The sequence below is a fragment of the Salicibibacter halophilus genome (genome assembly GCF_006740705.1).
Lineage (GTDB): Bacteria > Bacillota > Bacilli > Bacillales > Marinococcaceae > Salicibibacter > Salicibibacter halophilus.
Genome location: NZ_CP035485.1, coordinates 3,673,226 through 3,697,828 on the forward strand (window position 1 = coordinate 3,673,226; position 24,603 = coordinate 3,697,828).

The 24,603-nt window shown below is 46.5% G+C and carries 23 protein-coding genes and 1 pseudogene; 16 read left to right on the forward strand and 8 right to left on the reverse strand.

Going from position 1 to position 24,603, the window contains the following annotated elements; translation table 11 throughout:
- Positions 1-244: 244 nt before the first annotated feature.
- From EPH95_RS18120 to EPH95_RS18130, 3 genes are all read right to left on the reverse strand, one after another.
- Positions 245-1,156, reverse strand: a complete 912-nt coding sequence (locus EPH95_RS18120) for a proline dehydrogenase family protein (RefSeq protein ID WP_142091341.1) — start codon at positions 1,154-1,156, stop codon at positions 245-247.
- 21 nt (positions 1,157-1,177) lie between these two features.
- Positions 1,178-2,725 (reverse strand): L-glutamate gamma-semialdehyde dehydrogenase, encoded by a 1,548-nt coding sequence (pruA, locus tag EPH95_RS18125; protein WP_142091342.1) that lies wholly within the window; start codon positions 2,723-2,725, stop codon positions 1,178-1,180.
- A 139-nt stretch (positions 2,726-2,864) separates the two neighbouring features.
- Positions 2,865-4,223 carry a sigma-54 interaction domain-containing protein gene (locus EPH95_RS18130; protein ID WP_227003979.1) on the reverse strand — a complete coding sequence of 453 codons (1,359 nt, stop codon included), beginning with the start codon at positions 4,221-4,223 and terminating at the stop codon, positions 2,865-2,867.
- A gap of 392 nt (positions 4,224-4,615) precedes the next feature.
- Here EPH95_RS18130 and alaS point away from each other — a divergent pair, with 392 nt between their 5' ends.
- From alaS to EPH95_RS18180, 10 genes are all read left to right on the forward strand, one after another.
- Positions 4,616-7,255, forward strand: a complete 2,640-nt coding sequence (gene alaS / locus EPH95_RS18135) for an alanine--tRNA ligase (RefSeq protein WP_142091344.1) — start codon at positions 4,616-4,618, stop codon at positions 7,253-7,255.
- Between the two features lie 83 nt (positions 7,256-7,338).
- Positions 7,339-7,608, forward strand: coding sequence for an IreB family regulatory phosphoprotein (locus tag EPH95_RS18140; RefSeq protein ID WP_142091345.1), 270 nt, complete (start codon positions 7,339-7,341; stop codon positions 7,606-7,608).
- Positions 7,605-8,030, forward strand: coding sequence for a Holliday junction resolvase RuvX (gene ruvX, locus EPH95_RS18145; protein ID WP_142091346.1), 426 nt, complete (start codon positions 7,605-7,607; stop codon positions 8,028-8,030). The genes EPH95_RS18140 and ruvX overlap by 4 nt, the downstream gene beginning before the upstream one ends.
- Positions 8,031-8,034: 4 nt before the next feature.
- Positions 8,035-8,355, forward strand: coding sequence for a DUF1292 domain-containing protein (locus tag EPH95_RS18150; protein ID WP_142091347.1), 321 nt, complete (start codon positions 8,035-8,037; stop codon positions 8,353-8,355).
- A 233-nt stretch (positions 8,356-8,588) separates the two neighbouring features.
- On the forward strand, positions 8,589-9,737 hold the full coding sequence (mltG, locus tag EPH95_RS18155) for an endolytic transglycosylase MltG (RefSeq protein WP_227003980.1): 1,149 nt from the start codon (positions 8,589-8,591) through the stop codon (positions 9,735-9,737).
- Complete coding sequence (locus EPH95_RS18160) at positions 9,734-10,372, forward strand: O-methyltransferase (RefSeq protein WP_142091348.1); 639 nt, start codon at positions 9,734-9,736, stop codon at positions 10,370-10,372. The genes mltG and EPH95_RS18160 overlap by 4 nt, the downstream gene beginning before the upstream one ends.
- A gap of 216 nt (positions 10,373-10,588) precedes the next feature.
- Positions 10,589-11,062 carry a transcription elongation factor GreA gene (gene greA, locus EPH95_RS18165; protein WP_142091349.1) on the forward strand — a complete coding sequence of 158 codons (474 nt, stop codon included), beginning with the start codon at positions 10,589-10,591 and terminating at the stop codon, positions 11,060-11,062.
- Positions 11,063-11,151: 89 nt separating this feature from the next.
- Positions 11,152-11,817 (forward strand): YrrS family protein, encoded by a 666-nt coding sequence (locus EPH95_RS18170; protein WP_142091350.1) that lies wholly within the window; start codon positions 11,152-11,154, stop codon positions 11,815-11,817.
- A 108-nt stretch (positions 11,818-11,925) separates the two neighbouring features.
- On the forward strand, positions 11,926-12,627 hold the full coding sequence (gene mtnN, locus EPH95_RS18175; RefSeq protein WP_142091351.1) for a 5'-methylthioadenosine/S-adenosylhomocysteine nucleosidase: 702 nt from the start codon (positions 11,926-11,928) through the stop codon (positions 12,625-12,627).
- A gap of 69 nt (positions 12,628-12,696) precedes the next feature.
- Positions 12,697-12,930 (forward strand): YrhC family protein, encoded by a 234-nt coding sequence (locus tag EPH95_RS18180; protein ID WP_160141851.1) that lies wholly within the window; start codon positions 12,697-12,699, stop codon positions 12,928-12,930.
- Here EPH95_RS18180 and EPH95_RS18185 read toward each other — a convergent pair.
- Positions 12,925-13,542: an NUDIX hydrolase gene (locus tag EPH95_RS18185; protein ID WP_160141852.1), complete on the reverse strand. Its 618-nt coding sequence runs from the start codon at positions 13,540-13,542 to the stop codon at positions 12,925-12,927. The two genes, EPH95_RS18180 and EPH95_RS18185, sit on opposite strands and share 6 nt — an antisense overlap.
- 108 nt (positions 13,543-13,650) lie before the next feature.
- Here EPH95_RS18185 and EPH95_RS18190 point away from each other — a divergent pair, with 108 nt between their 5' ends.
- Together EPH95_RS18190 and ltrA are read left to right on the forward strand one after the other, a co-directional pair.
- Positions 13,651-13,839: a hypothetical protein gene (locus EPH95_RS18190; RefSeq protein ID WP_142091354.1), complete on the forward strand. Its 189-nt coding sequence runs from the start codon at positions 13,651-13,653 to the stop codon at positions 13,837-13,839.
- 597 nt (positions 13,840-14,436) lie between these two features.
- Positions 14,437-15,765 carry a group II intron reverse transcriptase/maturase gene (ltrA, locus tag EPH95_RS18195; protein ID WP_142086342.1) on the forward strand — a complete coding sequence of 443 codons (1,329 nt, stop codon included), beginning with the start codon at positions 14,437-14,439 and terminating at the stop codon, positions 15,763-15,765.
- A gap of 132 nt (positions 15,766-15,897) precedes the next feature.
- Here the strand turns inward: ltrA and EPH95_RS18200 are convergent, their stop codons facing one another.
- From EPH95_RS18200 to EPH95_RS18210, 3 genes and pseudogenes are all read right to left on the reverse strand, one after another.
- Entirely contained in the window at positions 15,898-17,889 is a 1,992-nt protein-coding gene (locus EPH95_RS18200; RefSeq protein ID WP_142091355.1) for a S9 family peptidase, read from the reverse strand.
- 180 nt (positions 17,890-18,069) lie between these two features.
- Positions 18,070-19,158, reverse strand: a complete 1,089-nt coding sequence (locus EPH95_RS18205; protein ID WP_160141853.1) for an N-acetylmuramoyl-L-alanine amidase — start codon at positions 19,156-19,158, stop codon at positions 18,070-18,072.
- A 93-nt stretch (positions 19,159-19,251) separates the two neighbouring features.
- A pseudogene (locus EPH95_RS18210) lies at positions 19,252-20,192 on the reverse strand (SDR family oxidoreductase).
- A gap of 165 nt (positions 20,193-20,357) precedes the next feature.
- Between EPH95_RS18210 and EPH95_RS18215 the strand changes: the two are divergent.
- The 4 genes from EPH95_RS18215 to EPH95_RS18230 all read left to right on the forward strand — a co-directional run bounded on the left by EPH95_RS18215 (position 20,358) and on the right by EPH95_RS18230 (position 23,818).
- Positions 20,358-21,317, forward strand: coding sequence for a glycosyltransferase family 4 protein (locus EPH95_RS18215; RefSeq protein ID WP_142091357.1), 960 nt, complete (start codon positions 20,358-20,360; stop codon positions 21,315-21,317).
- 99 nt (positions 21,318-21,416) lie between these two features.
- The gene (locus EPH95_RS18220) at positions 21,417-22,247 is read left to right on the forward strand and encodes a hypothetical protein (RefSeq protein WP_142091358.1); all 831 of its coding nucleotides are present in this window, start codon (positions 21,417-21,419) and stop codon (positions 22,245-22,247) included.
- Positions 22,244-22,936 (forward strand): glycosyltransferase, encoded by a 693-nt coding sequence (locus EPH95_RS18225; protein WP_142091359.1) that lies wholly within the window; start codon positions 22,244-22,246, stop codon positions 22,934-22,936. The genes EPH95_RS18220 and EPH95_RS18225 overlap by 4 nt, the downstream gene beginning before the upstream one ends.
- Before the next feature lie 9 nt (positions 22,937-22,945).
- Positions 22,946-23,818, forward strand: coding sequence for a glycosyltransferase family 4 protein (locus EPH95_RS18230; protein WP_142091360.1), 873 nt, complete (start codon positions 22,946-22,948; stop codon positions 23,816-23,818).
- A gap of 65 nt (positions 23,819-23,883) precedes the next feature.
- Here the strand turns inward: EPH95_RS18230 and EPH95_RS18235 are convergent, their stop codons facing one another.
- Positions 23,884-24,573 (reverse strand): glycosyltransferase family A protein, encoded by a 690-nt coding sequence (locus EPH95_RS18235; RefSeq protein ID WP_142091361.1) that lies wholly within the window; start codon positions 24,571-24,573, stop codon positions 23,884-23,886.
- Positions 24,574-24,603: the final 30 nt, after the last annotated feature.

Sequence of the window (24,603 nt, forward strand, 5' to 3'; positions counted from 1 at the left end):
AAAACCAAGTGACCATCGGCAAATCATCCATACTGGCGAACCTCCTTCTGTATGATTTTCAGAAAGTTTCTTCCGTAAAATTTTATGGGATTTGCTTTCCCTTCATTCCATTTCGGGAATGAAGCAAGGAAGTTGTCCGGATTCGTGACTGATCCGGGCGCATGTCCGGACAGCATGCGCCCGTTAGACAGCCTCGTCAATCGTTATTCAACAGACGGTCAACATATGCAAAAGTGGGATATAGCTATTTCGAAAACATTCCCCGCAGGGCGAATGTGACATTTTGCGGTCGCTCAGCCAACCTGCGCATAAAATATCCGTACCAGTCTCTTCCGAAGGGGACGTACGTGCGAAAACGATATCCTTCATTTACAAGCGACTGTTGCAAATCATTGCGAAAACCGTACAACATTTGAAATTCGAACATCTCGCGAGGAATGTGATTGCGCGCTGCAAAAGCTTTCACTTCATCAATGAGTTCGTGATCATGGGTTGCGATCGCTGTATAGCTCTCGTTTAGCATATGCGCCTCTACCATTTGCAAAAAATGACGGTCAACGTCGTCCTTCTTTTGATAGGCGACCGCCGGGGATTCTTTATAAGCACCTTTGACGATACGAAGGGGGATGCCCGCTAACGCGTGTACATCATCAACCCCTCGGTGCAGATAGGATTGCAATACCGTCCCGACATTGTCGTATTGCTCTCGCAAAGAGTGCAAGATGGAGAGCGTTTGTTCATATCGGGCATAGTCTTCCATATCGATATTAATCTCGTTTCCATAAATGGAAGCTTGGTGGGCGAGCGCGGAAATGTGCTGGCGACAAAGATTTTCATCGATATCCAATCCGAGTTTGGTCAACTTCACGGAAAGGGTGCTATGCACCCCATGTTCATGCAGAACATCTAGCGTATGCAACCCTGCTTCCATCGCGTCCCGCGCTTCCTGTTCCTCATTAACAAACTCGCCTAAGTGATCGAGGGTAACCATGCGGCCGCTGTCGTTTAAATCTTTGATTGTCTCGATTGCGTTTTCCACGTTTAACCCTGCAACCACCTTTGAAGCACCTAGTTGTAATCCCCATCTTTTTGCGCTTTTATTCAATAGTTTGTTTTTCGATAAATAGGAGAAAAAATTTCGGGATATGTTCTGCATGGTGTACTCCTCCTATTCCGATTAAAACTGGTCACAAACGGTTTTTGGGTCCATAAAGTGGAGGATATATCCGGGTCCGCCGGCTTTGGAGTCGGTGCCGGACAATTTGAAACCGCCGAATGGTTGGTATCCTACGATCGCGGCCGTGCAACCACGGTTAAAGTAAAGGTTGCCGACATGAAATTCCCGACGGGCTTTTTCCAGGTGGGCACGGTTATTGGAAATGATCGACCCGGTCAAACCGTAGTCCGTATTGTTGGCGATATCAATCATTTCTTGGATGTCCTTCGCTTTTGTAAACGCGACAACGGGTCCGAAAATTTCTTCCTGCATGATGCGTGCGTTCGGATCCGCATCGGCAAAAATTGTCGGTTGGATGAAATACCCTTTTTCATTATTACCACTGCCGCCGGTGACGAGGCGCGCTTCGTTTTTCCCGATTTCAACGTAATCGAGAATTTTTTCGTAAGCGGACTGCTCACACACCGGTCCCATATACGTTGCTTCATCCACCGGGTTTCCGACCGCTAATTCTTCGGTCATCTTGGTGACTTTTTTTAATACCTCTTCGTAGACGTCTTCATGAGCGACGACACGCGAGCATGCGGAACATTTTTGTCCGCTGAAACCGTAAGCCGATTGCACGATTGACTCTGCAGCAAGGTCGAGATCTGCTTCATTGTCAACGATAATGGTATCTTTTCCGCCCATTTCAATGGCTGTCTTTTTCAAGAAATTTTGCCCTGGCTGAACTTTCGCTGCCTTTTCGTAAATCCCGATCCCCACTTCTTTGGAGCCGGTAAAATTAACAAAACGGGTTTTTGGATGCTCGACGAGATAATCACCGATTTCCCGGCCACTTCCGGGGATGTAATTGACGACTCCTGCTGGCATGCCGGCTTCTTCAAGCACTTCTAAAAATTTATAAGTGATGACCGGAGTCAGGCTTGCCGGTTTAAGCAAGATTGTATTGCCGGCGACCATCGGACCGACGGTCGTTCCTGCCATGATGGCAAAAGGCAGATTCCATGGGGAAATAGTCAGGCCGACGCCAAGTGGCTGATACGTATATTGGTTGTGTTCAAACCACCGGCTGTTAATCGCTTCCCCATCTTTAAGCTCCACCATTTGGCGCGCGTAATATTCAAGGAAGTCGATCGCTTCCGCTGAATCGGCGTCTGCTTCTTTTCGGGTTTTCCCGATTTCATAAGCCATCCAAGCAGAAAATTCATGCTTGCGGCGGCGAGCGATGGCTGCTGCACGGAATAGCACGTTCGCGCGCGCTTCCGGATCCCAGCCGCTCCACACTTTGAATGCCTCTTGTGCTTTTTCCATCGCTTGTTCCGCAAGTGCTTGATTGGCTTTGGAAACGGTGCCGACGACTTCATTTTTGTCGGCCGGGTTTACCGATACTAGCTTTTCTTCTGTCGTCACTCGTTCCCCGCCAATAATAAGCGGATATTCCTTGCCAAGCTCATTTTTCACCAATTGAAGTGCTGCCTCATATTCAGCACGGTTGCTGCTATCTTGAAAATTTGTAAAAGGTTCATGGGTGTACGGGACAACCATTTAGATCACTCCTCGAAAAATATTGTCATACACCCAATTACAATGCAATTTTTATGCCAAAATCAAAGCCGTTGTTATCCGGGGGTTCAAGACGCAAATTCGCCTTATTATCGCAAATATTTTTGCAATAACCGAAAAATTATTTGCGGTATTTGTCCAATTTATATTGCAAGCGCTGGCGACTAATGCCAAGTGACTTCGCTGCTTGGGTGACATTATCGTTGTATGATTCCATTGCTTGTGTGATCAGGTGTTGTTCAAACATAGCCATTTGCGCGGGTAAAGATTTCGCTTCTGGGGAATCAGCGGTTCTTTGGCTTTGTCTCAGACGGAGATGGGAGGGAAAGTGATGAACATCCATCACCGTTTCGTCTGATAGAAAGTTCATTGCTCCTTCCATTGTGTGCTCCAATTCCCTCACATTTCCGGGCCACTCATAAAATTGCATCAAATGCAGCGCTTCATCCGTGAGCCGTTCAACCTTTAACTGAAAACGATTGTTGTATTTTCGTAAAAAAAAGCGGGCAAGCTTCGTGATATCGTCTTCTCGTTCGCGTAATGGCGGAATAAATAAACTCACCACACTCAAACGGTAGTAAAGGTCTTGGCGCAAGCGCTGCTCATCAATTGCTTTTATGGGATCTTCATTCAACGTTGCCATCAAACGGACATGGATTGGCCGCTCTTTCGCTTCACCGATGCGAACGACTTTCTTTTCTTGCAGGACGCGTAAAAGTTTCGGTTGAAGGTGATAGGGGAGTGCGTTAATCTCGTCCAAAAGCAGCGTTCCTCCATCTGCCTGTTCGAACAAACCCGGACGGTCCACTGCGCCGGTGAACGCACCCTTTGCGGTCCCGAAAAGGATCCCTTCCACAAGGCTCTCGGGAAGGGCTGCACAATTTTGGGTTACAAACGATTTGGCGCCGCGATCGCTTTGCTGGTGGATGCTTTGGGCGAACAGTTCCTTACCCGTACCTGTCTCTCCGATAATCAGCACGGGAGAAGAGGTGCGGGCGGAGTGCTTTGCCTGTGCGACCACTTCTGTAAAGCGATCAGATTCTCCGAGCAAGTCCTGAAATTGAAAACGGGTTCCTTCTTCATTTGTCCGTTTATCGCGGAGGATTTGTTCCATACGGCTCACATCTTTGGCAATTTCAACGGCCGCAACGACTTTTCCATCTTCCGATAACGGATACACGTGGTTAATCGTCGTGATTACTTCGCCTTTTGCATTAAAATACGTCTGTTTTTTATCTTCCACACTGCGTTCGTATTTCAGCGCCTGAATGAGCCGGCTTTCTTTTTCATCACGAAATTGGAAGACATCCATAAACGGGCGATCGGTAAAATCGGATAATGTCATCGACTCAATGGCTCGCATTTTCGAATTGTAAATGAGCGGTCTTCTTTCCCGGTCAATCACACGAATGCCAAGATCTAGCTTGTCAAACAATTGCTCATAGACGTTTATTCGTTCTTGAAGTGTTAACTCGGCCACCGCCACCCCTCCATTCTTCTTTTACGATAGCAAAATTTTTTTGTTCAAGATAGCCGATATGCAAAAAAATTTGCGCGATCACTTGAAATGACTTGACAAGCCGCTTTAAATCCGATATAAATGAAGAAAATATCGGTCGAAAGATACGTTGATGGAACGAGTAGATCAATTCCAGTTTTACAGAGAAGGGTTTTATTGCTGAGAGTACCCGAACGTGGATTGATTGAAGGCTATTCCGGAGTGCAGCTAACCCCTGCCGTTCGCCGCGTTAAGGCATATAAGCGAACCATTCGCCCGAAGCGAATGCGTTAACAAGGGTGGTACCGCGACTAACCTCGTCCCTTTTATGGGGCGGGGTTTTTGTGTGTGCCAAAAAAGGAGGAAAAACCGAAATGAAACGTTTAACGTCAGCTGATGTGCGCCAACTTTTCCTTGATTTTTTTAAAGAAAAAGGCCACGATATTGAACCGAGCGCTTCCCTCGTGCCTCATGAAGATCCGTCGTTGTTGTGGATCAACAGCGGGGTAGCGACTTTAAAAAAATATTTTGATGGACGAATTGTTCCGGAGAACCCGCGCATCGTCAATGCCCAGAAAGCGATTCGGACGAACGATATTGAAAACGTCGGCAAAACTGCCCGTCACCATACGTTTTTTGAAATGCTCGGCAATTTCTCGATCGGCGATTATTTTAAGAAAGAAGCCATTGAATATGCATGGGAATTTCTAACCGATGAGCGTTGGGTCGGGTTTGATCCGGAGCGCTTGTCCGCAACTGTCCACCCCGAAGACGATGAAGCGTACCGCTATTGGAAAGAAACTATTGGACTGCCGGAAGAGAGGATCATTCGTCTGGAGGAAAATTTTTGGGACATCGGAGAAGGGCCGAGCGGACCTAATGCGGAAATATTTTATGATCGTGGCCCTGCTTACGGTCATGATCCGGCGGATTCGGAACTTTATCCGGGGGGCGAGAATGAACGGTATTTGGAGATCTGGAACCTCGTGTTCTCCCAGTTCAACCATAATCCCGACGGGACGTACACACCGCTACCAAACCAAAACATCGACACCGGATTAGGGCTGGAGCGTTTGGTTTCGGTCATCCAAGATACAAAAACGAACTATGAAACCGATTTGTTTTTGCCGATCATCAAAGAGACGGAAGCGTTGACGGATGCGTCTTATGGGGAAAAAGAAACGTATGATACAGCTTTTAAAGTCATTGCCGATCATATCCGCACCGTTTCTTTTACGATTGCCGATGGAGCCCTTCCGTCAAATGAAGGCAGGGGATATGTGCAGCGCAGGCTGTTGAGGCGCGCGGTTCGTTATGCGCAATCGCTCGACATTCACGAGCCGTTTATGTACCGTCTCGTTCCGGTCGTCGCGACGATCATGGAGCCTCATTACCCGAACGTGAAAGAAAAAGATGCGTTTATTCAAAAGGTAGTTCGAAATGAGGAAGAGCGTTTTCACGAAACCTTAAGCGATGGGCTGGCAATCTTAAATGATTTAATCGCCGCCTCCAAGCAGAAAGACGAAACTCAAATCAGCGGGGACGATGTCTTCCGCCTATATGACACGTATGGCTTTCCGGTCGATTTAACGGAGGAATACGTAACGGATGCCGGTCTCAACGTGGATCTTGAAGGATTTGAACGGGCCATGCACGCGCAGCGGGAACGGGCAAGAGCCGCCCGTAAAGAAGGCGATTCGATGCAAAGCCAAAATGAAGCGCTTCGGTCGCTTCACGAAACAAGTACGTTCGTTGGCTACGAACAGCACGAGATTGAAACAGAAGTACAAGCCATCGTACAAAATGATGCACGTGCGGAAACAGCGAACCCCGAGGAAGAAGCGTTTGTCCTTTTAAAAGAAACTCCGTTCTACGCAGAAAGCGGCGGACAAGTCGCGGATCAAGGGCTGCTTTTTTCCGATGGGACATGGGCAGAGGTGACCGATGTCCAGCAAGCGCCTAACGGGCAACCGCTGCACAAGATAAAGGTGACCGAGGGAACATTAACAACGAGCAAGCCAATTACGGCTTCAATAAATGGGAAAGACCGAGCCGCGATTCAGAAGAACCATACCGCTACCCATTTGCTTCATCAAGCATTAAAAGATGTGCTCGGAGATCATGTAAACCAAGCAGGGTCGTATGTCGGACCGGATCGGCTGCGTTTTGATTTCTCCCATTTTGGGCAAGTGTCGAGCGAAGAGTTGCAGGACATTGAAGCAATTGTCAATGCAAAAGTTGCAGAGGCGGCAAACCTGGCAATTGAAGAAACAACCTTGGAAGACGCGAAAGCGAAAGGGGCCATGGCACTTTTCGGTGAAAAATATGGCAGCAATGTCCGTGTCGTTCATATTGGAGATTACAGCATTGAACTGTGCGGAGGAACCCATGTGGCAAACAGCGCAGAGGTCGGAATCGTTAAATTGATCTCTGAAACGGGAATTGGCGCGGGGATTCGCAGAATTGAAGCCGTGTCCGGCCGAGCAGCATACCATTATATTGAAGAGAAACTGCAATTGTTGGACCAAATACAGGAACAATTAAAAGCAAAATCGGCGGAAGACGTGCCCCAAAGAGTGGAGCAACTTCAACAGGATGTCCGCGAAAAAGAAAAAGAAAACGAATCAATCGCGGCAAAATTGGGGAACATGGAAGCTATGCAGTTGCTGGATGATGTGCATGATATCAATGGGATCCCGGTATTGGCGGGACAATTGGATAACAGCGATATGGACACACTCCGAACGACTGCGGACCGGTTAAAACAAAAGCTTCCGACGGGCATTATCGTTCTTGGCACAGCGAGAGACGGGAAGGTCAATATTGTCGCTACCGTGAGCAAAGACTTGGTTACCGACGGTTACAAGGCCGGAGACATTGTCAAAAAAGTTGCAGCGATTTGCGATGGTGGCGGAGGAGGCCGCCCGGATATGGCACAAGCCGGCGGCAAAAGTCCGGAAAAACTGCCGGAAGCGATAGCAGCAGTCGATGAAATCGTAGCCTCCATTTCATAATTTCGCAAAATCATGTACAATAAGATGCAAATACAGGAAGCGGGCAGTCACGATCCGTGAATTTGATTGCGAGGTGACAGAGGATGAGCTCAAAAGATAATACCGTTCAATTTAATGTCCAGGAAGACTCCACGCAAGCAGACGTCAAAGAAGTATTGGTCAATGTTCATCATGCACTGGAAGAAAAAGGGTATAACCCTATTAATCAAATCGTCGGATATTTGTTATCCGGGGACCCGGCATACATTCCGCGTCATAACGACGCACGTACGTTGATTCGCCGTCTTGAAAGAGACGAGCTCATTGAAGAACTCGTTCGAACGTATTTGCAGAAAGCAAAGCGCGGCGGATGAAGATTCTTGGCCTTGATGTAGGAGATAAGCGAATCGGTGTAGCGGTCAGTGATGCGTTGGGACTGACGGCCCAAGGACTGGAGACGGTTGCCGTGCAAGGGCACGAATCGCCGTATGCTAAGGTTGTGCAGATCGCTCATGACCATGACGTGGAAAAAATTGTGGTAGGATTGCCGAAAAACATGGACGGGACGATTGGTCCTCGTGCCGAGAAATCCCAACAATTCGGCTCCGCCCTTGAAAAGCGTGCAGCCATTCCTGTACAGTTTTGGGATGAACGCTTAACGACGAAAGCGGCAGAGCGAACGTTAATCTCTGCGGATGTGAGTCGCAAAAAGCGAAAAAAAGTGGTTGATAAACTTGCCGCAGTGCTGATCTTGCAAGGCTATCTTGATCACGCCTGTGCGACAAGAATGAGGTGAAAAAATGGCGGAAGAAGAAAACGAGCGCGTGGTTATTCCCGATGAAGAGGGGAATGATCATGTATTCGAGATTTTGTTTACGTTTGATATTGATGAAACAGAAAAATCCTATATGGTTGTAACCTCGGCTGAGGAAGAAATGGAAAACGAGGAAGAAGTAGAAATCTTCGCCTTTCAATACGAAGAATCAAGCGAAGAGCCTGCAGGATTTGCGCTTTATCCGATTGAATCCGATCAAGAATGGGAAATGGTTGAAGAAATGATCGCCACTATGCTGGACGAGGATGAAACCCTTCATGTGGATAAAGACGGGCATAACCATTAAGAGAAAAATGTCTGTCATGCTCAAGCTCTTCTGGCTTCCGATATCTAACCTCCTCCATTCCCCGAGGCACTAATGCTGTGGAAGAAATATCACCTGGACCGTGAAGCATCACGGGCCGGGTATTCTTTTTACTTTGGGGATGAATCATGTCGCTAAAGCTCCGCATACTAGATGCTTGATGGCGGGCAATATTTTTCAGCTGTAAAAAAATCGTCCTCGAAGAGGAGGTTTCATTGAACGATAATCAGGAAATGAATGAACAAAAGAAGCAAAAAGCAATGAATGCGCGAATGGTTCGCCGGATTGTCTTCTGGATCGTGCTTGCGCTTGTTATACTCGCGATCATCGGTTTGGTATCCGGGTATTTCTATGTGCGGGCAGCGGTGAGCCCGATGGACGAACAGGATGACTCGGAAGTTGAAGTTGAAATTCCGGGCGGTTCCTCGATGAGGGACATCGGAGAACGCTTGGAAGGGGAAGATTTGATTTCCGACAGCACTTTTTTTCATTACTATTCACGATGGCAAAACGCCTCCGGTTTGCAGGCCGGTATCTATGAATTGAATCGATCGATGGATCTTGATGAAATCTTGGATACCATGCAAGAAGGGCCGCACAGGGAAGCATATGCCATCTCCTATACGGTTCCGGAAGGGTTGTGGCTGGAGGATATTGCAGCAACCATCTCGGAAGCGTCGCCTCATGGGATAGACGAAGTGGTGGATGTGCTCGATAACGAGGATTATGTGGAAGGCTTAATAGAAGAACACGAATTATTGAGTGAAGAAATGCTGGACGATGCTATACGCTATCCGTTGGAAGGGTATTTGTTCCCGGCAACTTACGAGTTTTTAGATGAAGAGGTATCCGTCGAATGGATGGCGGAATCCATGTTGCAACAAACTTTTGATGTCTATGAACAAGTTGCAGGCGAGGCAGATGGCGAACATGCCGATGATTTGCATGAAGTGTTGACGTTGGCTTCGATTGTGGAGCGAGAAGCACAAACAGAAGAGGACCGCAGGCTAATCGCGGGCGTGTTGTTTAACCGTCTCGATGAAGGAATGCCTTTGGAGGTGGACCCGACCGTGGCTTATGCCCAAGGCGAGCATTTATACATGACCTCTTTGGAGGACATTGAGATCGATGATCCGTTTAACACGTATCAAAATGACGGTTTGCCGCCCGGGCCGATCGCAAGTCCCGGGGAAGATTCCATAAGGGCTGTTTTTGAGCCCGAGGATACCGAGTATCTCTTTTTCTATGCCCGTGTAACCGGCGAAGTCATTTACTCCCAGACTTACGAGGAGCACCAGGAAGTTCATGAAACCTACCGGGATGAATGGATTGAAGCACAGGAAGAAGAGGAATCCGACGAATGAATAAGTACTTGGAAACCTTGCGGGAAAAAAATGACGATCCAGTGCTGAACGAAATGCGTCTGCACGCGGAAAAAGAAAATGTTCCGATTTTGGAAGAAGAAAGCATGCAGTTGTTATTACAAGTGCTGGCATTAACGAATGCCGAACGCGTGCTGGAAATCGGCAGCGCTATTGGTTATTCTGCCTTTCGAATGGCATCGGACGGTGCCCGGCGAAGCGTAACGACGGTCGAAAGGGACAGACACCGTTACGAACAAGCCCGGTCCTTTTTGGCTCGCTCAAGTTACCAACCATCGATTACGTTGTTGCATGGAGATGCTTTTGATTATGTTGAAGAGATCTCACAGGATCCATCGTATGACGCTTTGTTCGTCGACGCTGCAAAAAGCCATAACCAAGCCTTTATTGAGACGTTCGCCCCGTTTGTTAAAAGAGGGGGAGTGATTGTCGTTGATAACGTTTTGTTTAAAGGATGGGTGGCCGATCCGGCAGGAGCACCAAAGCGTTTACAAAATCTTGCGGGCAACGTGCACGCGTTTAATGATTGGTTCCGGAACCATCCGGCTTTTGCCACACGCTTTCATGCAGTCGGAGATGGTTTGGCCATTGCGATTAAACAGGAAAACCTCTTATAATGAAGCATAAGTTGAAAAAAAGAATTGTATTTTTTAAGTGACCTGCGTATGATAGAGCAAAGAAAAAGCAACGCAGAGCCAATGCAGGTGAGGATGAACACGTAAAACCATCCACCACCGGCAGCGAAGAATGGTTGAACCCATTCCTGCAGCAAACAATGCTGTTTAGACGTTGCTTCTGATTATGTTTTCACCTTAGGTGGAGGAGTGAAGAAAATGGCGGAAACAAAAAAATATTATATGACACAAGAAGGTTTGGCCAAGTTGGAAGAGGAAATGGAATATTTGAAAACAACACGGCGGCAAGAAGTCGTTGAGCGAATAAAAATAGCGAGGGACTTTGGCGACCTATCCGAGAACTCGGAGTATGATGCAGCCAAAGATGATCAAGCATTCGTTGAAGGACGGATTGTACAAATTGAAAATATGATTCGAAACTCCGTTATTATCGAAGATAACGGGGATACGAACGAAGTCAATCTGGGAAATTCCGTTACGTTTAAAGAATTGCCGGATGGGGAGGAAGAAATATATACCATCGTCGGCAGTGCTGAATCCGATCCATTGGAAGGAAAGATTTCAAATGATTCTCCGATGGCGAAAAGCTTGTTGGGACGCAGAGTAGGTGAACAGGTATCTGTGAGCACTCCCGGAGGGGATATGGAAGTGGAGATCGTCGATATTCAATAAAGTGAAATGGGCGTGTTAGCCGCCCGTTTTTCCAAAAATTGCAGGCGTGGACAAGGAACGTATCCAGTACAGGTAAAAAGGTGATTGCAATGGACAATCCTAATCAATTTGGTTCGGAGAGCCGCAAGGAGTTACGCAAACGTAAAACGATGAATCGGTTATTGAATACAGCCATTGGCATTGTCGTTGTTTTGATCGGTTTTTTCTTGTTTGCGTTGTTGTTTCAAGACGATGAACCGGTTGCCGATGATGAATTTGAAGAAGAAGATGCGGACGTAGGGTTTGAAGAAGAAGAAGAGCCGGACGAAGAAGCGACTGAAGAGGATGAAGAAGAATCCTCGGGACCGGAAGAGGCACCGGATGATGGACAAGACGTTGCAGAGGAAGAAAACGGTGACTCCGAGTCATCCGAAGAATCCGAAGAGGGCACGGAAACAGATGAAAACGGTGAGGACAATGGGGAGTCTGCCCCTTCCGCTCCGGAAGACGGAGAATATGAACCGATTGGAACGGAGCAAGAAGATTTCAGCCACAATTTTGATTCCGATAGCCAAAATTGGAATGAAATGGTAATGGCTATGGAATACGCAACAGGGACTTCGGAAGAAGATTGGTCGCATATCGCGTGGATCGGCAATGATGGTCCGGACGGAGCAGAAGGAACCTTCGAACACGAGGACGGAACGGAATATACCGTTACGATGGAATGGGTGGACGACGAAGGCTGGATGCCGACGAATGTGGAAGAAAATTAACGTCAAGCCCGGGCACTTTACCCCGGGCTTGACGTATGAACAAAGCTTCCGCTCGCACTGAAATGAAAGCCCGGCATAATTAAAATCCATTATACGAGGAGATTGAAAATGAAATACGGAGTGATCGGTGCCATGGAAGAAGAAGTGGAGATATTGGCATCGCAGATGAACGATACAACGATTACAAAAAAGGGAGGGTGTGTTTTTTATGACGGGCAACTGAATGGTCATGAAGTTGTCCTTATGCAATCAGGGATTGGCAAAGTGAACGCGGCGATCGGCACAACCTTGCTGATCGATATGTACAGCCCGGGCATTGTCATCAATACCGGTGTTGCGGGGGGATTTGATCCGGAGATGACGATTGGTGACCTCGTTGTTTCCACCCATGTCAGCTATAACGACGTGGATGCCACGGTATTCGGTTATACATTTGGGCAAGTTCCCGGCATGCCGAATGTCTATCCTGCAAACACCGATTTAGTGGAACATGCGAACGCGGCGGCATTTCAATCGGGGGCGAATGCCAGGAACGGCCTTGTTCTTTCCGGGGATTCGTTTATGAGTGACGAGCAGAGGATTGCTGATCTTCGCGTTGAGTTTCCGGAGGCAAAATGCTCGGAAATGGAAGCCGGTGCCATTGCGCAAGTGTGCTATCGTTTTCAAACTTCTTTTGTCATTATAAGGGCGTTAAGTGACATTGTCGGAAAAGATGCCTTAGCATCCTATGAAAGGTTTTTGGAGAAGGCAGCCAACCAATCAGCGCAAGTCGTTAGAGCCTTTTTAGATGCAACAAGTGCACATAGATGAAAGAATTACCTTCTCTGAAAGGCCGCTCTTCATGATAGAATGGCTGTAAAAAGGGAGGGGGTTGCTTTTATGGAACCATCGAAACAAGATGAACGTCTAGTCATGAAAATAAATGATTATCGATCTTTTTCCAATATCTTTTTGCTGATCGCTGCTTTTATGTCCATCGGCTGGTTTATTCCTGAGCAGGCGAAGCAGATGGGCACCATTTTTGGCCTTTCCTTATGGTTCGGCTTGATTGGCGCCTCTGTTTTCTGTTTATTGCTCAGCCTTAAATGGACCCGTGAATGGGAAAACTCATGACTCTACGACCCGAAGAAAATGCTGAAGGATGCGGGCGGTAAGCCCCCAAATGTGTTTTCCTTCATATTCATAGAAAACTTCGGGAAAGACCGTGCGTCGGAATTGATAATTTTTGCCGCCGGCGATTTTTTCATATGGGAAATCCTCCGGTATATCCGCAGTTGAAGATAGATGATACGTCTCCGGTTTTTGAGTCATCAAAACATGAAGCGGCACAGTGAATAATTCTTCCACTTCTTCATTAGGGGAGAACGACGTTTCACTGATCGAAAAAACATGGGGATAAATAACGACGCCGTATGGGGTCATCCATTTATCCAATGGGGCTATGTGAGCGGCATTGAAGCGTTTGATCCCGGTTTCCTCACATAGTTCCCGTGCGGCCGTCTCGGCTGAAGTTAAATCGTCTGCTTCCATTTTACCTCCTGGAAAACTAATGTCTCCGGGCTGCTGTTTTAACTGGTAGCTTCTGATTTGAAAAAGAATAGACGGCTGCCCTTTTTCATGTACAATTGGAACGGCAACGGCAGCATGCTGCGCTTCACGTTCACCGATGATGCCCGGCTCCCTGTATTTCAGGCGTGAAAATACTTTGTTGATGTCTCTGGTCATTTTGACAGGCACCCCTTTGCATAGTAGTTTCATTATTTTTAGTTTAGCATGACTTATGTTTGAAATCCGTCGATTCGTGGAATTGTAAGAAATCAGAGGTGATGGACAATGAAACGTAGTCACAAAGAAACGGACCGCTTACGTGTAAAGGGAGAAGCAAAAGCCAAGTTTCAGCCACGCGATAACGACCTAACCGAGGACATGCATCATGACCCGGTGCCGGACGAAGAGGTACAGAATAACGAACGAGATGAAAAAAAGAAGCGACGATCAAAAAATGAATCGATATCCGAATAAGAAAGGGCGTTGTGTGATTAGAGGTTCATCGCACAACGCTTTTTTTGCAGGTAAGAAAGTATAAAACTTTTTCCTGCATAAGTGCAACTAAGGCTTTCGGAGCGACCGAGCATAGGTCGTGTCATTTAACAGGTGGAACCCCTGTTTGATAAGGCTCTAACCAAGCCATCAATAGCGAGTCTTGGACTCAACGGAGTAATCCATTGGGTTAAGCGTAGACAGTTAGGTCGTAGGCCTGAAAGTGATTGAGCCTCGTAAATAGTTAAAACGGGGAGGTTGACGGTGTCGAAAGACCGGAAAACGACACTCCGTATGTCATTATCGGTGAGATATACGGAGCTCCCTCGGGGTCGGAGAGCCAGGCATGCGATACAATGATGACACGAGAACTCGGGAGATCCTGTTTGTTCTTTCTTCAGTCGAAGGGAGTATGGTTGACCAAGCGATACAAAGCGAGGAAACCAGACGACAGCAGGAAGTCGGATGACCGCGTAGTACCGATGACGTCGGGTAACGCCGAAAGAGGGAAGGCAAGTGTCACGCCGACATCACCTTAACAAGGGACACATTCCCTACACACGGAGGTAGGAACACGGAATGGAAACAAAACTTGCTAGGATAGCAGAATTAGCTAAGCACAACCCAGCTATGACATTCACATCTCTTGCGCACCTGCTGAATCCTGAATACCTTATGCAATGCCATCACCAACTCCCTAACCGTAAGGCAGCTGGTGTAAAGGGAACAACCAAGATAACGTACGAGCAAAATCTTGAGGAAAATATCGAAGACTTAGTGTCTAGAATGAAACAGAAGAGCTATCGGCCCAGCCCAGATAAGCGGGTCTATATTCCAAAGGATGAAAAGGGAAAGAAGAGACCCCTGGGGATTCCTGAACACGAAGATAAAATTGTTCAGAAAGGGATGGCGCCCATTTTGAACGCCATCTATGAGAATGATTTTCTGGATTGTTCATTTGGATTTCGTCCCCAGCGTAATTGTCATGATGCATTGAAGGTATTAAATGGGTATATAGAGAGAAGATATGTGAATTACATCGTGGATGTGGATATCAAAGGTTTCTTTGATCATGTTGACCACAAGTGGATGATGGCATTTCTGAAAGAACGTATTGGAGACCCGAGCTTTCTCCGAATCATTGCCCGTTTCCTCAAGGGCGGATACATGGAGCAAGCGAAACATTATAAGACGGAGAGCGGAACGCCGCAGGGAAACCTGATATCGCCGATACTAGCGAATGTGTATCTGCACTATGTTTTGGACCTGTGGTTTGAACAGCATGTGAAGAAAAGAATCAAAGGGCAGGCATATCTTGTGCGATACGCAGATGACTTTGTCTGCTGCTTTCAGTATCATGAAGATGCGCATGCATTCTACGATGCACTCAAGTTGAGGTTGAACAAATTTAACCTGGAAGTGGCGGAAGATAAAACGCAAATTATTCCGTTTGGGAGGTTCGCTGCGGAGAATCATAAAAAGGCGGGGAAAGGGAACCCGCCAACGTTTGATTTTCTTGGTTTCACCCATTATTGCGGCAAAAGCAAGAAAGGCAAATTTCGTGTGAAACGCAAAACAAGCAAGAAGAAAATAGCCTCCAAGCTCAAACAAACGAACCAATGGCTGAAAGCTCACCGTCATCTGGCTATGAAGGACATTGTCCGTAGACTAAGCCGTTCTCTGAATGGTTATTACAACTACTACTGTATCACAGACAACGTAACCGCAGTGGTGAGGTTCCGGGATGCGGTCATCCAACAATTTTTCAAATGGATGAACCGGAGAAGCCAACGAAAGTCGTTCGGTTGGGAGAAGTTTCAGTTATTTCTTATTAAGTTTCCCTTACCGAAACCAAGGGCCAAGGTGAACATCTATGAACGAAGGAACCATATTAGCTATATTTTGTGAAAGATGTTGGTGAGGAGCCGTGTGCGTTAATTGCGCCCGCACGGATCTGTGAGGGGGGAGGAGCACAATCCATACAAAAGGTGAGGCTCCCTCCTACTCGACCCTTAAAGGCTTGGCGACAAGCCGAGTTTTCTAATAGAGTCGGCTGTTAAACCAGTGGACAATTTCCGCAAGTCTCGCTGCCCGCAAGCGCGGAAGTCCATTGCGGCTTAACTCATGGTTGGCATCTGGAAAACGCACAAACACTGCTTCTTTTCCATAAGATTTTAGCACAGTGAACCACTGTTCCGCTTGTTCAATCGGGCAGCGAAGGTCATCTTCCCCGTGTAAAATAAGAATTGGCGTTTCTACGTCTCGTGCGTATTTCAGCGGCGAATGGTTCCACAGTTTCACCGGGTCGTCCAGTAAGTGTTCACCGATTTCCCATTTCGTAAAATAATAACCAATATCGCTAACCCCATAAAAGCTCAACCAATTCGAAATCGAACGTTGCGTAACCGCAGCTTTAAATCGATTGGTATGGGAGACGATCCAGTTCGTCATAAAACCTCCATAGCTTCCGCCGGTAACCCCCAATCGCGTTTCATCAATGAATGAATAGCGATTAACAGTTTCATCCACTGCTGTCATAAGATCCGTGTAGTCGTTTCCGCCGTAATCCCCGCGCACTGCATCGACGAAACGTTGTCCGTACCCATGGCTCCCCCTTGGGTTTGTGTACAAGACCGCGTACCCTTCTCCGGCCAATACTTGTAATTCATGAAAAAATGAATACCCGTACATCGCGTGGGGTCCCCCGTGGACTTCGAGAATGAGGGGATATTTTTTCCCCGGATCATAGGGATAAGGATAAAGCAGCCAGCCCTCTATTTCCCAGCCATCCTTTGCGGAAAAGTGGAGGGTGTGTGGTTCTTGCAACTGAAGTGCAGAAAGGTAAGCATCATTAGCGTACGTTCGCTTCTTGACGGACTCGCCGTCCAGTGAAACGCTATAAAAGTTGCCTGGATCTGTCGGGCTGCTGATACCGGCGACGAACGTTCCGGTTTCCCGATGCAATGAAAAGGCATAGACATGCCGGTTTTCTTCAAATATTGTTTGCATCTTGCCGTTTATTGAGCTTTTAAAAATACCTGTCCGTCCCTCGCGACTGGCGGTAAATACAACGGAATCCTCATCAACCCAGAGAGGTCCCGGATTATGTTGCCCCGATTGGAAATCGCTGATCATGGCGTCGCCGATTTCGAAATCAACATCGGGTGTGAGCAGTTTTTTCTCTCCGTTGCATACATCGATGACCCAAATTTTATTTTGTGTCGCTCCGCCATGCGTGTACGTATGGCCGAAACAAGCGATTTTCGAACCGGCGGGGGACCAGGATACCCCGTGATACGAGCCGTCCGAAGATGTAATCTGTCTCGTTTCTCCACTTTTCCCGATTGGTTGTACAAAGATGTCTTGGCCGATGTGACTGTCTCCTTTTAAGTTCGCTGTGTACGCGATTTTCTCTCCATCCGGAGACCATCCGCCGACATTGTGGTCCACCCCATTAGTCGTCAGTTGTTCACTCGTTTTCGTTTCGACATCAAAGAGGACCAGCTGCTGGTGCTTTTGGTCATGGAGGCCCGAAGCATCAGATTTATATTTAAGGCGCTCAATTCTCAATGGTTCTTTCTTCTTTGCATCTTTTTGTCGCTCTTCTCTTGTTTTTTCCACTTGTTCAGTGAACGCCCGGTCTGTTTCTACGGATGCCGCAAACAAGAGATAGCGTCCGTCCGGGGACCAATGAGGCTTTCCGGCCCCATGCTCCAAGTAAGTTAACTGCTTCGGAGCGCCGCCGTTGGTCGACATGCCCCAAAGTTGATCGATCCCACTGCGATTGGATAAGAAAACAATCGTTTGATCATCCGGGGAGAAGCGCGGAAAACGGTCTCTGACATTTCCGAATGTCCATTGCCGGGGATCCCCATGGTGGACATTCTGCACGAAGAGATGCTCCGTATAGTCTTGATTTTCGTTAATCTCACGGCCGGTGAAGACGTACGTCCCGCCGGTATGATCAATTTGGGGATCGGAATATTGAACCAACTGAAACAAGTCTTCCATTTCCATCGGTCTTTTTTTCATGCTGAACCTCCAATGAATAATTAGGAACATAATATGTACCCCTGTCCCTATTCCCATTATACAAAACGAGTAATCTTTTTAATATTAAACTATCCCGGCAAAAACCATTATCTTACAGATATAAACTCCCACTTTTATTAAAAGAAAAGTGGGAGCATGAGCATCAGCGGGACTGACTGGTTATCTACGCAATGCCCTCTGCGTCTCCGGACCGGGAATGCCATCCACGCCAATTCCGGCATCTTGCTGGAATGCGCGGACAGCCCCGGCGGTTTCCGCGCCAAAAATGCCGTCGATACCGAATTGTGACAGTCCGTAGCCAAGATCCACTAAACGCTGTTGCAGTTCTTCTACATGAGCACCCTGGTCTCCGTGGCGAATGATGGACCCATCCCATTGATGGAAAGTAAAGGTGTCAATATGAGTTTCCAATGCTTCGTGTGTTTCCGGACCGGGAATGCCATCCACGCCAATGCCGGCTTCTCGTTGGAAAGTGCGGACAGCCCCGGCGGTTTCCGCGCCAAAAATGCCGTCGATACCGAATTGAGGAAGCCTGTAGCCGATATCGACTAAACGTTGTTGCAGCTCTTCCACATGGTCCCCTAGGTCTCCGTGGCGAATGATGGAACCATCCCAATGTTGGAATGTAAAGCCGTCCTCATTATCATCGTTGTCATCGTCATTATCATCATCATCATCGCCGTTGTCAATCGGCGTTAAGTTTAAAAACTCGGCGACAGCCTCAGCATGAGCTGCAGCCACGGCTGCGATAAAATCCGGATCTTGCAGTAGTGCAGCATCGCCGGTGTTATCAATAAATAAGTTTTCCGTTAATATTGCCGACATCCGGGTTTCCCTTAAAACATGGAAGTTAGCCGTTTGCTCTCCACGGTCGGGAATCGAGGAATCAAATGTGTGCATCTCGTCCAAAATTTGGGGATGCATGACACTTTGCAGATCACTGGCACCGGTCGGGTTGCTCGTATGAATAAATGTTTCAAATCCTCTTACACTTCCGTCCAGTGCGTTGGCGTGAATAGAGATAAACACGTCCGCCCCCCAATTGTTTGCATCATCGGTGCGATCTTGCAAGGAAACATCCGTATCATCCGTGCGGGACATTCTACGATACATGCCCTCGTAGTTTTCGCGAAGATAGACACTCATCTGGTGACCAATGTCTAGCACAATATCTTTCTCGTTCAGTCCGTTTCCCGTGGCACCAGTGTCACTTCCGCCGTGTCCCGGATCAATATAGATTTTTTGCAAACCAAACAACTCCTTTCTTGTATAGTATTTATATATGAAAGGAGCGAAAAAACGGGGGCGGCTCATAGAGGGTAACTAGTAACTATTTTTCTTTTAAGGCATAAACTCTTTTTTTAAGCCGTTTGCGGTATGCTTAAGCCCGTCGCTAAATGAAACGATAGGACGGTAGCCAATTAAGTTTTCAGCGAACCGTAGGTCCGCCAGCGAGTGCATGACATCCCCTGCCCGTTCGGATGTAAAGTGGGGCAGAATATCCGTCCCTAGTATTTTGTTTATTTTTTTGGCAAGTGTCACTAAATCTATGCGCTCGCCGCTTCCGATGTTAACTGCTTCCCCTTGAAGTTTCGGGGCTTTAGCTGCCAGCAAATTGGCGGAAACGACATTATCAATATACGTAAAATCCCGCGATTGTTTGCCATCGCCATAGATGAGCGGAGGTTGATTGTGTAATAATGCAAGAATAAATCTGGGAATCACAGCAGCATATTCCGAATGAGGGTCTTGATTCGGGCCGAAAACATTGAAATACCGCAAAGAGACCGTTTCCAACCCATAAACTTCATAAAAAGCTTTGCAATAACGCTCTGCCGCGTACTTGCTTACCGCATAGGGAGACAGGGGGACGTTGGCATATCCACACGTTTCGGCAGGACAACGCTATTTCCGTATGCCGAGGACGATGCGGCATAAATAAATCGACGGACCCCTGCTTTAACAGCAGCATGCAAAAGCTGCAGCGTTCCCGTAACATTCGCGTAGTGGGTCGTCATTGGATCTTTGATGGATTTCGGAACGGACGGGACGGCCCCTTGATGAAAAATAACATCCACATTTTGCACCGCTTTTTTCACGGTTTCAGGATCAGTGAAATCCCCCTCAATGAACTCTATATCATCAAACATGTCATGCAAATGTCTTATTTTGCCCGTATTAAAATTATCAAGCACTTTGACATGTGTATCCTTGCCGAGTAACGAACGGACAAGGTGGGAGCCGATAAAACCCGCTCCCCCTGTAACTAGATAATTGGTCATTTCGAAACAGCCTCCAGATTGTAAAATATCCTTCAGTATTTTATGCCGTGTCCGTATCTGTGAAATAGACAAGGATGGAAAATAGAAAAATTTGGGGTGACGTGTATGCCGCGATTAAGCTATGCATAGGTATGAGCAACGGAAACACCGGGGGAAGGGGATACAATGGGCAAGCACTTGCTCGTGTACGATTTGGATTGGTGGGTGTTGGGGGAAAAAGCAAAGGTGATTCAAGCCAATCATCCGCAGCTCAACATTTCCTCCATAAATGAGGTGAAAGCTTTAGCAAATAAACGAGGGGCCAATTATATAAACGCGTCTTACAGGGTTATTGCAACATTGGGACTCGGCATTGCCCAGGTACTTATCCGACGAAACATTCGCGTTGATACGTCCCAAATTGGATCATACAATTATTTTTTGAACAATCATCGCGTCTATCAGGAATGGAAAGATTCGATTAAAATCAATCACCGTTTCATCAAAGAAGTTATGGCCAAACCGCGGCAGTTTGGAGCCATAAACCCTAAATTAGCCCATGAAGTAAAGCACCTGCTTCCGGGTAAGCGGGTGAACTATATCCGTCCGTTCGTAGATAGCGGGCTTTTTCGGCCGAGACGCCCATATAAGAACAAAGATACATTCGTCGTCGGTTGGGTTGGAAATGAAAATAGAAAGGTTAAAAATTATCATACCTTGCACCGAAAAATTGTAAAAACCTTTCGTGCAGATCCGGCGATTAAGTTCGTCGAAGCAACGCGGTCATCACCGATGACGATCGATAAGATGCCTGCCTTTTATCAGCAATTGGATCTGCTGTTGATTACTTCTTCCAATGAGGGTGGACCCGCGCCTGCATTGGAAGCATATGCTTCAGGTGTTCCAGTGTTATCCACGAATGTTGGCTATGTCAAAGAGGTGGCCGGACCTCAGTGCCGATCGCTCATTCTAAACAGCAGGCAGCCTGTCCGCTTCGCTCAAAAAATCAAGGAAATCAGAAATGACCCATCTTTTCACGCAGCGTTGAGGAAAGAGGCAAGGAAACGGATCGTGAATCACTTTACGGTGGAGAAAACGATGGACGATTGGCTGAAGACGTTGTTTTTTCTAAACGAAGATCATTAGCGCCCTTTTTTCGAAAATCCCGTGAAATGCACCTATTTCAAAAGGTTTTTTCTCCCATATAATATGCAGTCAAAAGCAAAACAAATGAGGAGAGAGACCATGAAATCACTCTGTATCACCGTTTTTGTGTTCGGCAATTACACAAAATATATTCCGTACTATATATACAGCATTTTAACGAGTTATCCGGACTATTATGTGAAAATATTTACGAACACCCGTCTATCCAAACAAGAAAACACCTGTCTGCAATTGATTCGCGAGCAACTGTCCACGAATTTTGAAGTGAAGGAAAACTACTTCACGAACCGTAACGTGAAACGTACGGTAGAAAACAAGGTGAAGCGTTTTTTACTTCCATACCATGAATTCCAAGCTTTTGAAAATGTCTACGTCGGCGATGTGGATTTTTTGATTGTAAAAGAAAGCCCTTCTTTGTTAGAAGGCCATGTGGCGCACTGCCAAAAAACAGGGCTGCCTTACAGCAATCAAGTACGACCCAATTCTAAACGATTAACCGGATTACATTTTTTCAACGTAAAACCGTATTATCAGAAAATGGGAGAAACCCTCGCTTACTATCGAAATAATCCCGAGCGAATCACAGAGGATTTTCAATCGTTAAAAAGAGACGAAGAAATGTTGTATCAATTGATTGAACAACAAATCGGATTTGATGGGTTGGATGCCTATCATTACCGCCCCCATCACGGTTTTCATTTAGGCATTTTAAGAAGCGGTCCGGAGCGGTTTAAAGCCTATGTCGAAAATGGGCGCCAAAACCCATTTCATCAACTTCCTGCCTACGATGGATTAAAAAAACAACTGCTGCTTTATTTTCAGGATCCGTTATTCAAAGCGATGAAGAAAACGAACCCCATTAGGGAAATTCAAACATTGCAGCTGTGCCTTAAGGAGGGAGCGCAATGATTAATATCGGCATGGCCACTGTACCTAGCCGTTTCCACCAATTACAGATGATAGTTCCGTCCCTGTTAAAACAGTGTGATAAGATGTTCATCCATGTGAACGGCGCAAGTGATTGCCCAACTTTTTTGAAAAAGGAAAAGAAGATCAGGCTTACGTTTTCCAATCGGAACAAAGGCGGACAAATGGCGCTTCGAGGCGTTCCGCAAACATCGGGTTATTACTTTTGTGTCGACGATGATCTCCTTTATCCTGATGATTACGTGGATAAGATGATTACTTTCATGAAAAAGTACGATGATCAAGTGATCGCTTGTGTCCACGGCTCAAATTTTAATGCCTACGCCCCGGTCCGAAATGTATTCAAAAATAAGACGGAAGTGTATGTGTCGTACAAAGGCCTGACCGTTCCGAGACGCGTCATGATCCCCGGCGTCGGCACCGCCTGTATGCATACGAAGTCTTTCTCCATCAGTCCGATGGATTTCGCCCATAAAAATATGAGGGATGCTGTCGTTGCGTGCAAAGCAGCGAAAGAAGGTATCTCTGTGGTGGCTATCGATAGGGGCGAGAATTGGATTAAAAAAATCCCGGTACGAACAGAAATTGCAAAAAACCAGGCATACCATGGATGTATTGATCAATTAATTGCCAAGCATTTACCTTATTTTAAACAAATACCGAAAGGCTGATGATCGTCGATGAAAATTCTTTTGGTGCCGGGAAATCCGGGATGGGCATTCGATCATCGGGCCAAAGATCTTTTGTCGCTTTCCTATGATCGGATTCAATTGGAAATGAAGTATGTCAATCGGGTAAAAGGGAGCGACCGCTACCAGTATGACGTTATTTATCCGATGTCGGTGAACATCGCGAAAAAATTACATGAGAAAACAAACATCCCATATAAGCAGATGGCCACCGGTATTACGTCTTTACGGGTTCTTGATAAATACAACGTAGACTTCCTTCAGTTGTTTCGCGGGCTAAATACGGCATCCAATGAAATCGTGGATATGTTAAAGGGGCATGTTCACACGAATAAAACGAGGGTAGGGGTCGACCCACGGCACTTCAAACCTGCAGAAAGCAAGAAAAAGAAACGCCCTTTCGTGGTCGGGTGGGTCGGGAGAATCGATCAACAGAATTACCGGGAATTGAAAGGGTATGACCTCGTTATTTCCGCGCTCAAAGATATGAACGTGAACCTGCAGATCCGTACGTTCAAAGATAAAGTTCCGCGAAAGGAAATGGTGGCGTTTTATCAGGAATTGGATTGTTTTATTTGCTCCAGCACTTCGGAGCACATTCCTTTGCCCGTGCTTGAAGCCGCCGCTTGCGGTGTACCGATTATTTCCACGAACGTCGGTATTGTGCCGGAGTTAATTAGTGACAAACGAAATGGAATCATCGTAAAAAGAGATGCAAACGCGATTAAAAACGCGGTGCAAACGGTGAAGAACAATCCGGAAATGAAGAAGCAACTTTCAGGCAATATACGCGCAACTATTTTAGAAGGCTGGACGTTGGAGAAATGTAAATCGGATTGGGAAGATTTTTTCTCATCATTATAAAAAAAAGGCTTCGTATTCCGAATAATTTTCTGAATAGCGAAGCCTTTTTCATAACCCGAAGTGGGTCACCTATTGAATTTCGTTACGATTGCCTTATAATCTTTCGTATATATTGTCTCCGTACATATACCCATAAGTTGATCGTCTTTGATGTGCCACGTATGAGCGTTAGCCCCGCGAATGGCCGCATGGTTATATCGATTGGTCGAATAGATGGCAAATCCTTTCGCTCGAGCATCCATCTGAAATCGTTTATCTGACCCGACTTTCATGTTCGTGAAACGGACGTATGGAAAAATATCCTTTTTAAACGCCAATGTTGAATCGGCAACACGAGGTGTAAACCCATTTTCGGCTTTGGAGCCCAGCAGGCCCAGGCAATTTTCTTTTTCAAAATAAACATAGATGCTGCCTTTCCCTACAATATCGGCTTTTTTTTGACTGCGGAAAGCTTTCCATACAGCGGTTAAGTAAGGCGGGGCGTAATAATCATCGTCATCAAACTTGGCGATATAGCGATAATTGGATTGTTTAACCGCGAAGTTTTTGCATTCGCTTACGGATAAGCGCTCCGGCAGCTGATAAACGGACACATTCGGGTGCTTTTTGGCTGCTTTTTGCCACTTTTTTATATCCATCGTATCGTTGTTCAAAATGAGGATGAGCTCTTTGTTTTTCAACTTTTGACTTGAATAGTTTTTAAAGATTTGTTTCATCATGTGGGGACGGTTCGTACATGTGATGACGGAGATCATGGATGTTTTCCTCCTATCATACGTTTAAAA

What these genes read in the sequence shown, in the direction of transcription:
- EPH95_RS18220 (WP_142091358.1), top strand. Translation starts at nt 21,417, where the DNA reads ATGAAATCACTCTGTATCACCGTTTTTGTGTTCGGCAATTACACAAAA.
- EPH95_RS18235 (WP_142091361.1), bottom strand. Translation starts at nt 24,573, where the DNA reads ATGATCTCCGTCATCACATGTACGAACCGTCCCCACATGATGAAACAA.
- EPH95_RS18120 (WP_142091341.1), bottom strand. Translation starts at nt 1,156, where the DNA reads ATGCAGAACATATCCCGAAATTTTTTCTCCTATTTATCGAAAAACAAA.
- alaS (WP_142091344.1), top strand. Translation starts at nt 4,616, where the DNA reads ATGAAACGTTTAACGTCAGCTGATGTGCGCCAACTTTTCCTTGATTTT.
- EPH95_RS18185 (WP_160141852.1), bottom strand. Translation starts at nt 13,542, where the DNA reads ATGACCAGAGACATCAACAAAGTATTTTCACGCCTGAAATACAGGGAG.
- EPH95_RS18230 (WP_142091360.1), top strand. Translation starts at nt 22,946, where the DNA reads ATGAAAATTCTTTTGGTGCCGGGAAATCCGGGATGGGCATTCGATCAT.
- EPH95_RS18190 (WP_142091354.1), top strand. Translation starts at nt 13,651, where the DNA reads ATGAAACGTAGTCACAAAGAAACGGACCGCTTACGTGTAAAGGGAGAA.
- EPH95_RS18225 (WP_142091359.1), top strand. Translation starts at nt 22,244, where the DNA reads ATGATTAATATCGGCATGGCCACTGTACCTAGCCGTTTCCACCAATTA.
- EPH95_RS18140 (WP_142091345.1), top strand. Translation starts at nt 7,339, where the DNA reads ATGAGCTCAAAAGATAATACCGTTCAATTTAATGTCCAGGAAGACTCC.
- EPH95_RS18160 (WP_142091348.1), top strand. Translation starts at nt 9,734, where the DNA reads ATGAATAAGTACTTGGAAACCTTGCGGGAAAAAAATGACGATCCAGTG.
- greA (WP_142091349.1), top strand. Translation starts at nt 10,589, where the DNA reads ATGGCGGAAACAAAAAAATATTATATGACACAAGAAGGTTTGGCCAAG.
- ruvX (WP_142091346.1), top strand. Translation starts at nt 7,605, where the DNA reads ATGAAGATTCTTGGCCTTGATGTAGGAGATAAGCGAATCGGTGTAGCG.
- pruA (WP_142091342.1), bottom strand. Translation starts at nt 2,725, where the DNA reads ATGGTTGTCCCGTACACCCATGAACCTTTTACAAATTTTCAAGATAGC.
- EPH95_RS18150 (WP_142091347.1), top strand. Translation starts at nt 8,035, where the DNA reads ATGGCGGAAGAAGAAAACGAGCGCGTGGTTATTCCCGATGAAGAGGGG.
- mtnN (WP_142091351.1), top strand. Translation starts at nt 11,926, where the DNA reads ATGAAATACGGAGTGATCGGTGCCATGGAAGAAGAAGTGGAGATATTG.
- EPH95_RS18200 (WP_142091355.1), bottom strand. Translation starts at nt 17,889, where the DNA reads ATGAAAAAAAGACCGATGGAAATGGAAGACTTGTTTCAGTTGGTTCAA.
- ltrA (WP_142086342.1), top strand. Translation starts at nt 14,437, where the DNA reads ATGGAAACAAAACTTGCTAGGATAGCAGAATTAGCTAAGCACAACCCA.
- EPH95_RS18215 (WP_142091357.1), top strand. Translation starts at nt 20,358, where the DNA reads ATGGGCAAGCACTTGCTCGTGTACGATTTGGATTGGTGGGTGTTGGGG.
- EPH95_RS18180 (WP_160141851.1), top strand. Translation starts at nt 12,697, where the DNA reads ATGGAACCATCGAAACAAGATGAACGTCTAGTCATGAAAATAAATGAT.
- EPH95_RS18170 (WP_142091350.1), top strand. Translation starts at nt 11,152, where the DNA reads ATGGACAATCCTAATCAATTTGGTTCGGAGAGCCGCAAGGAGTTACGC.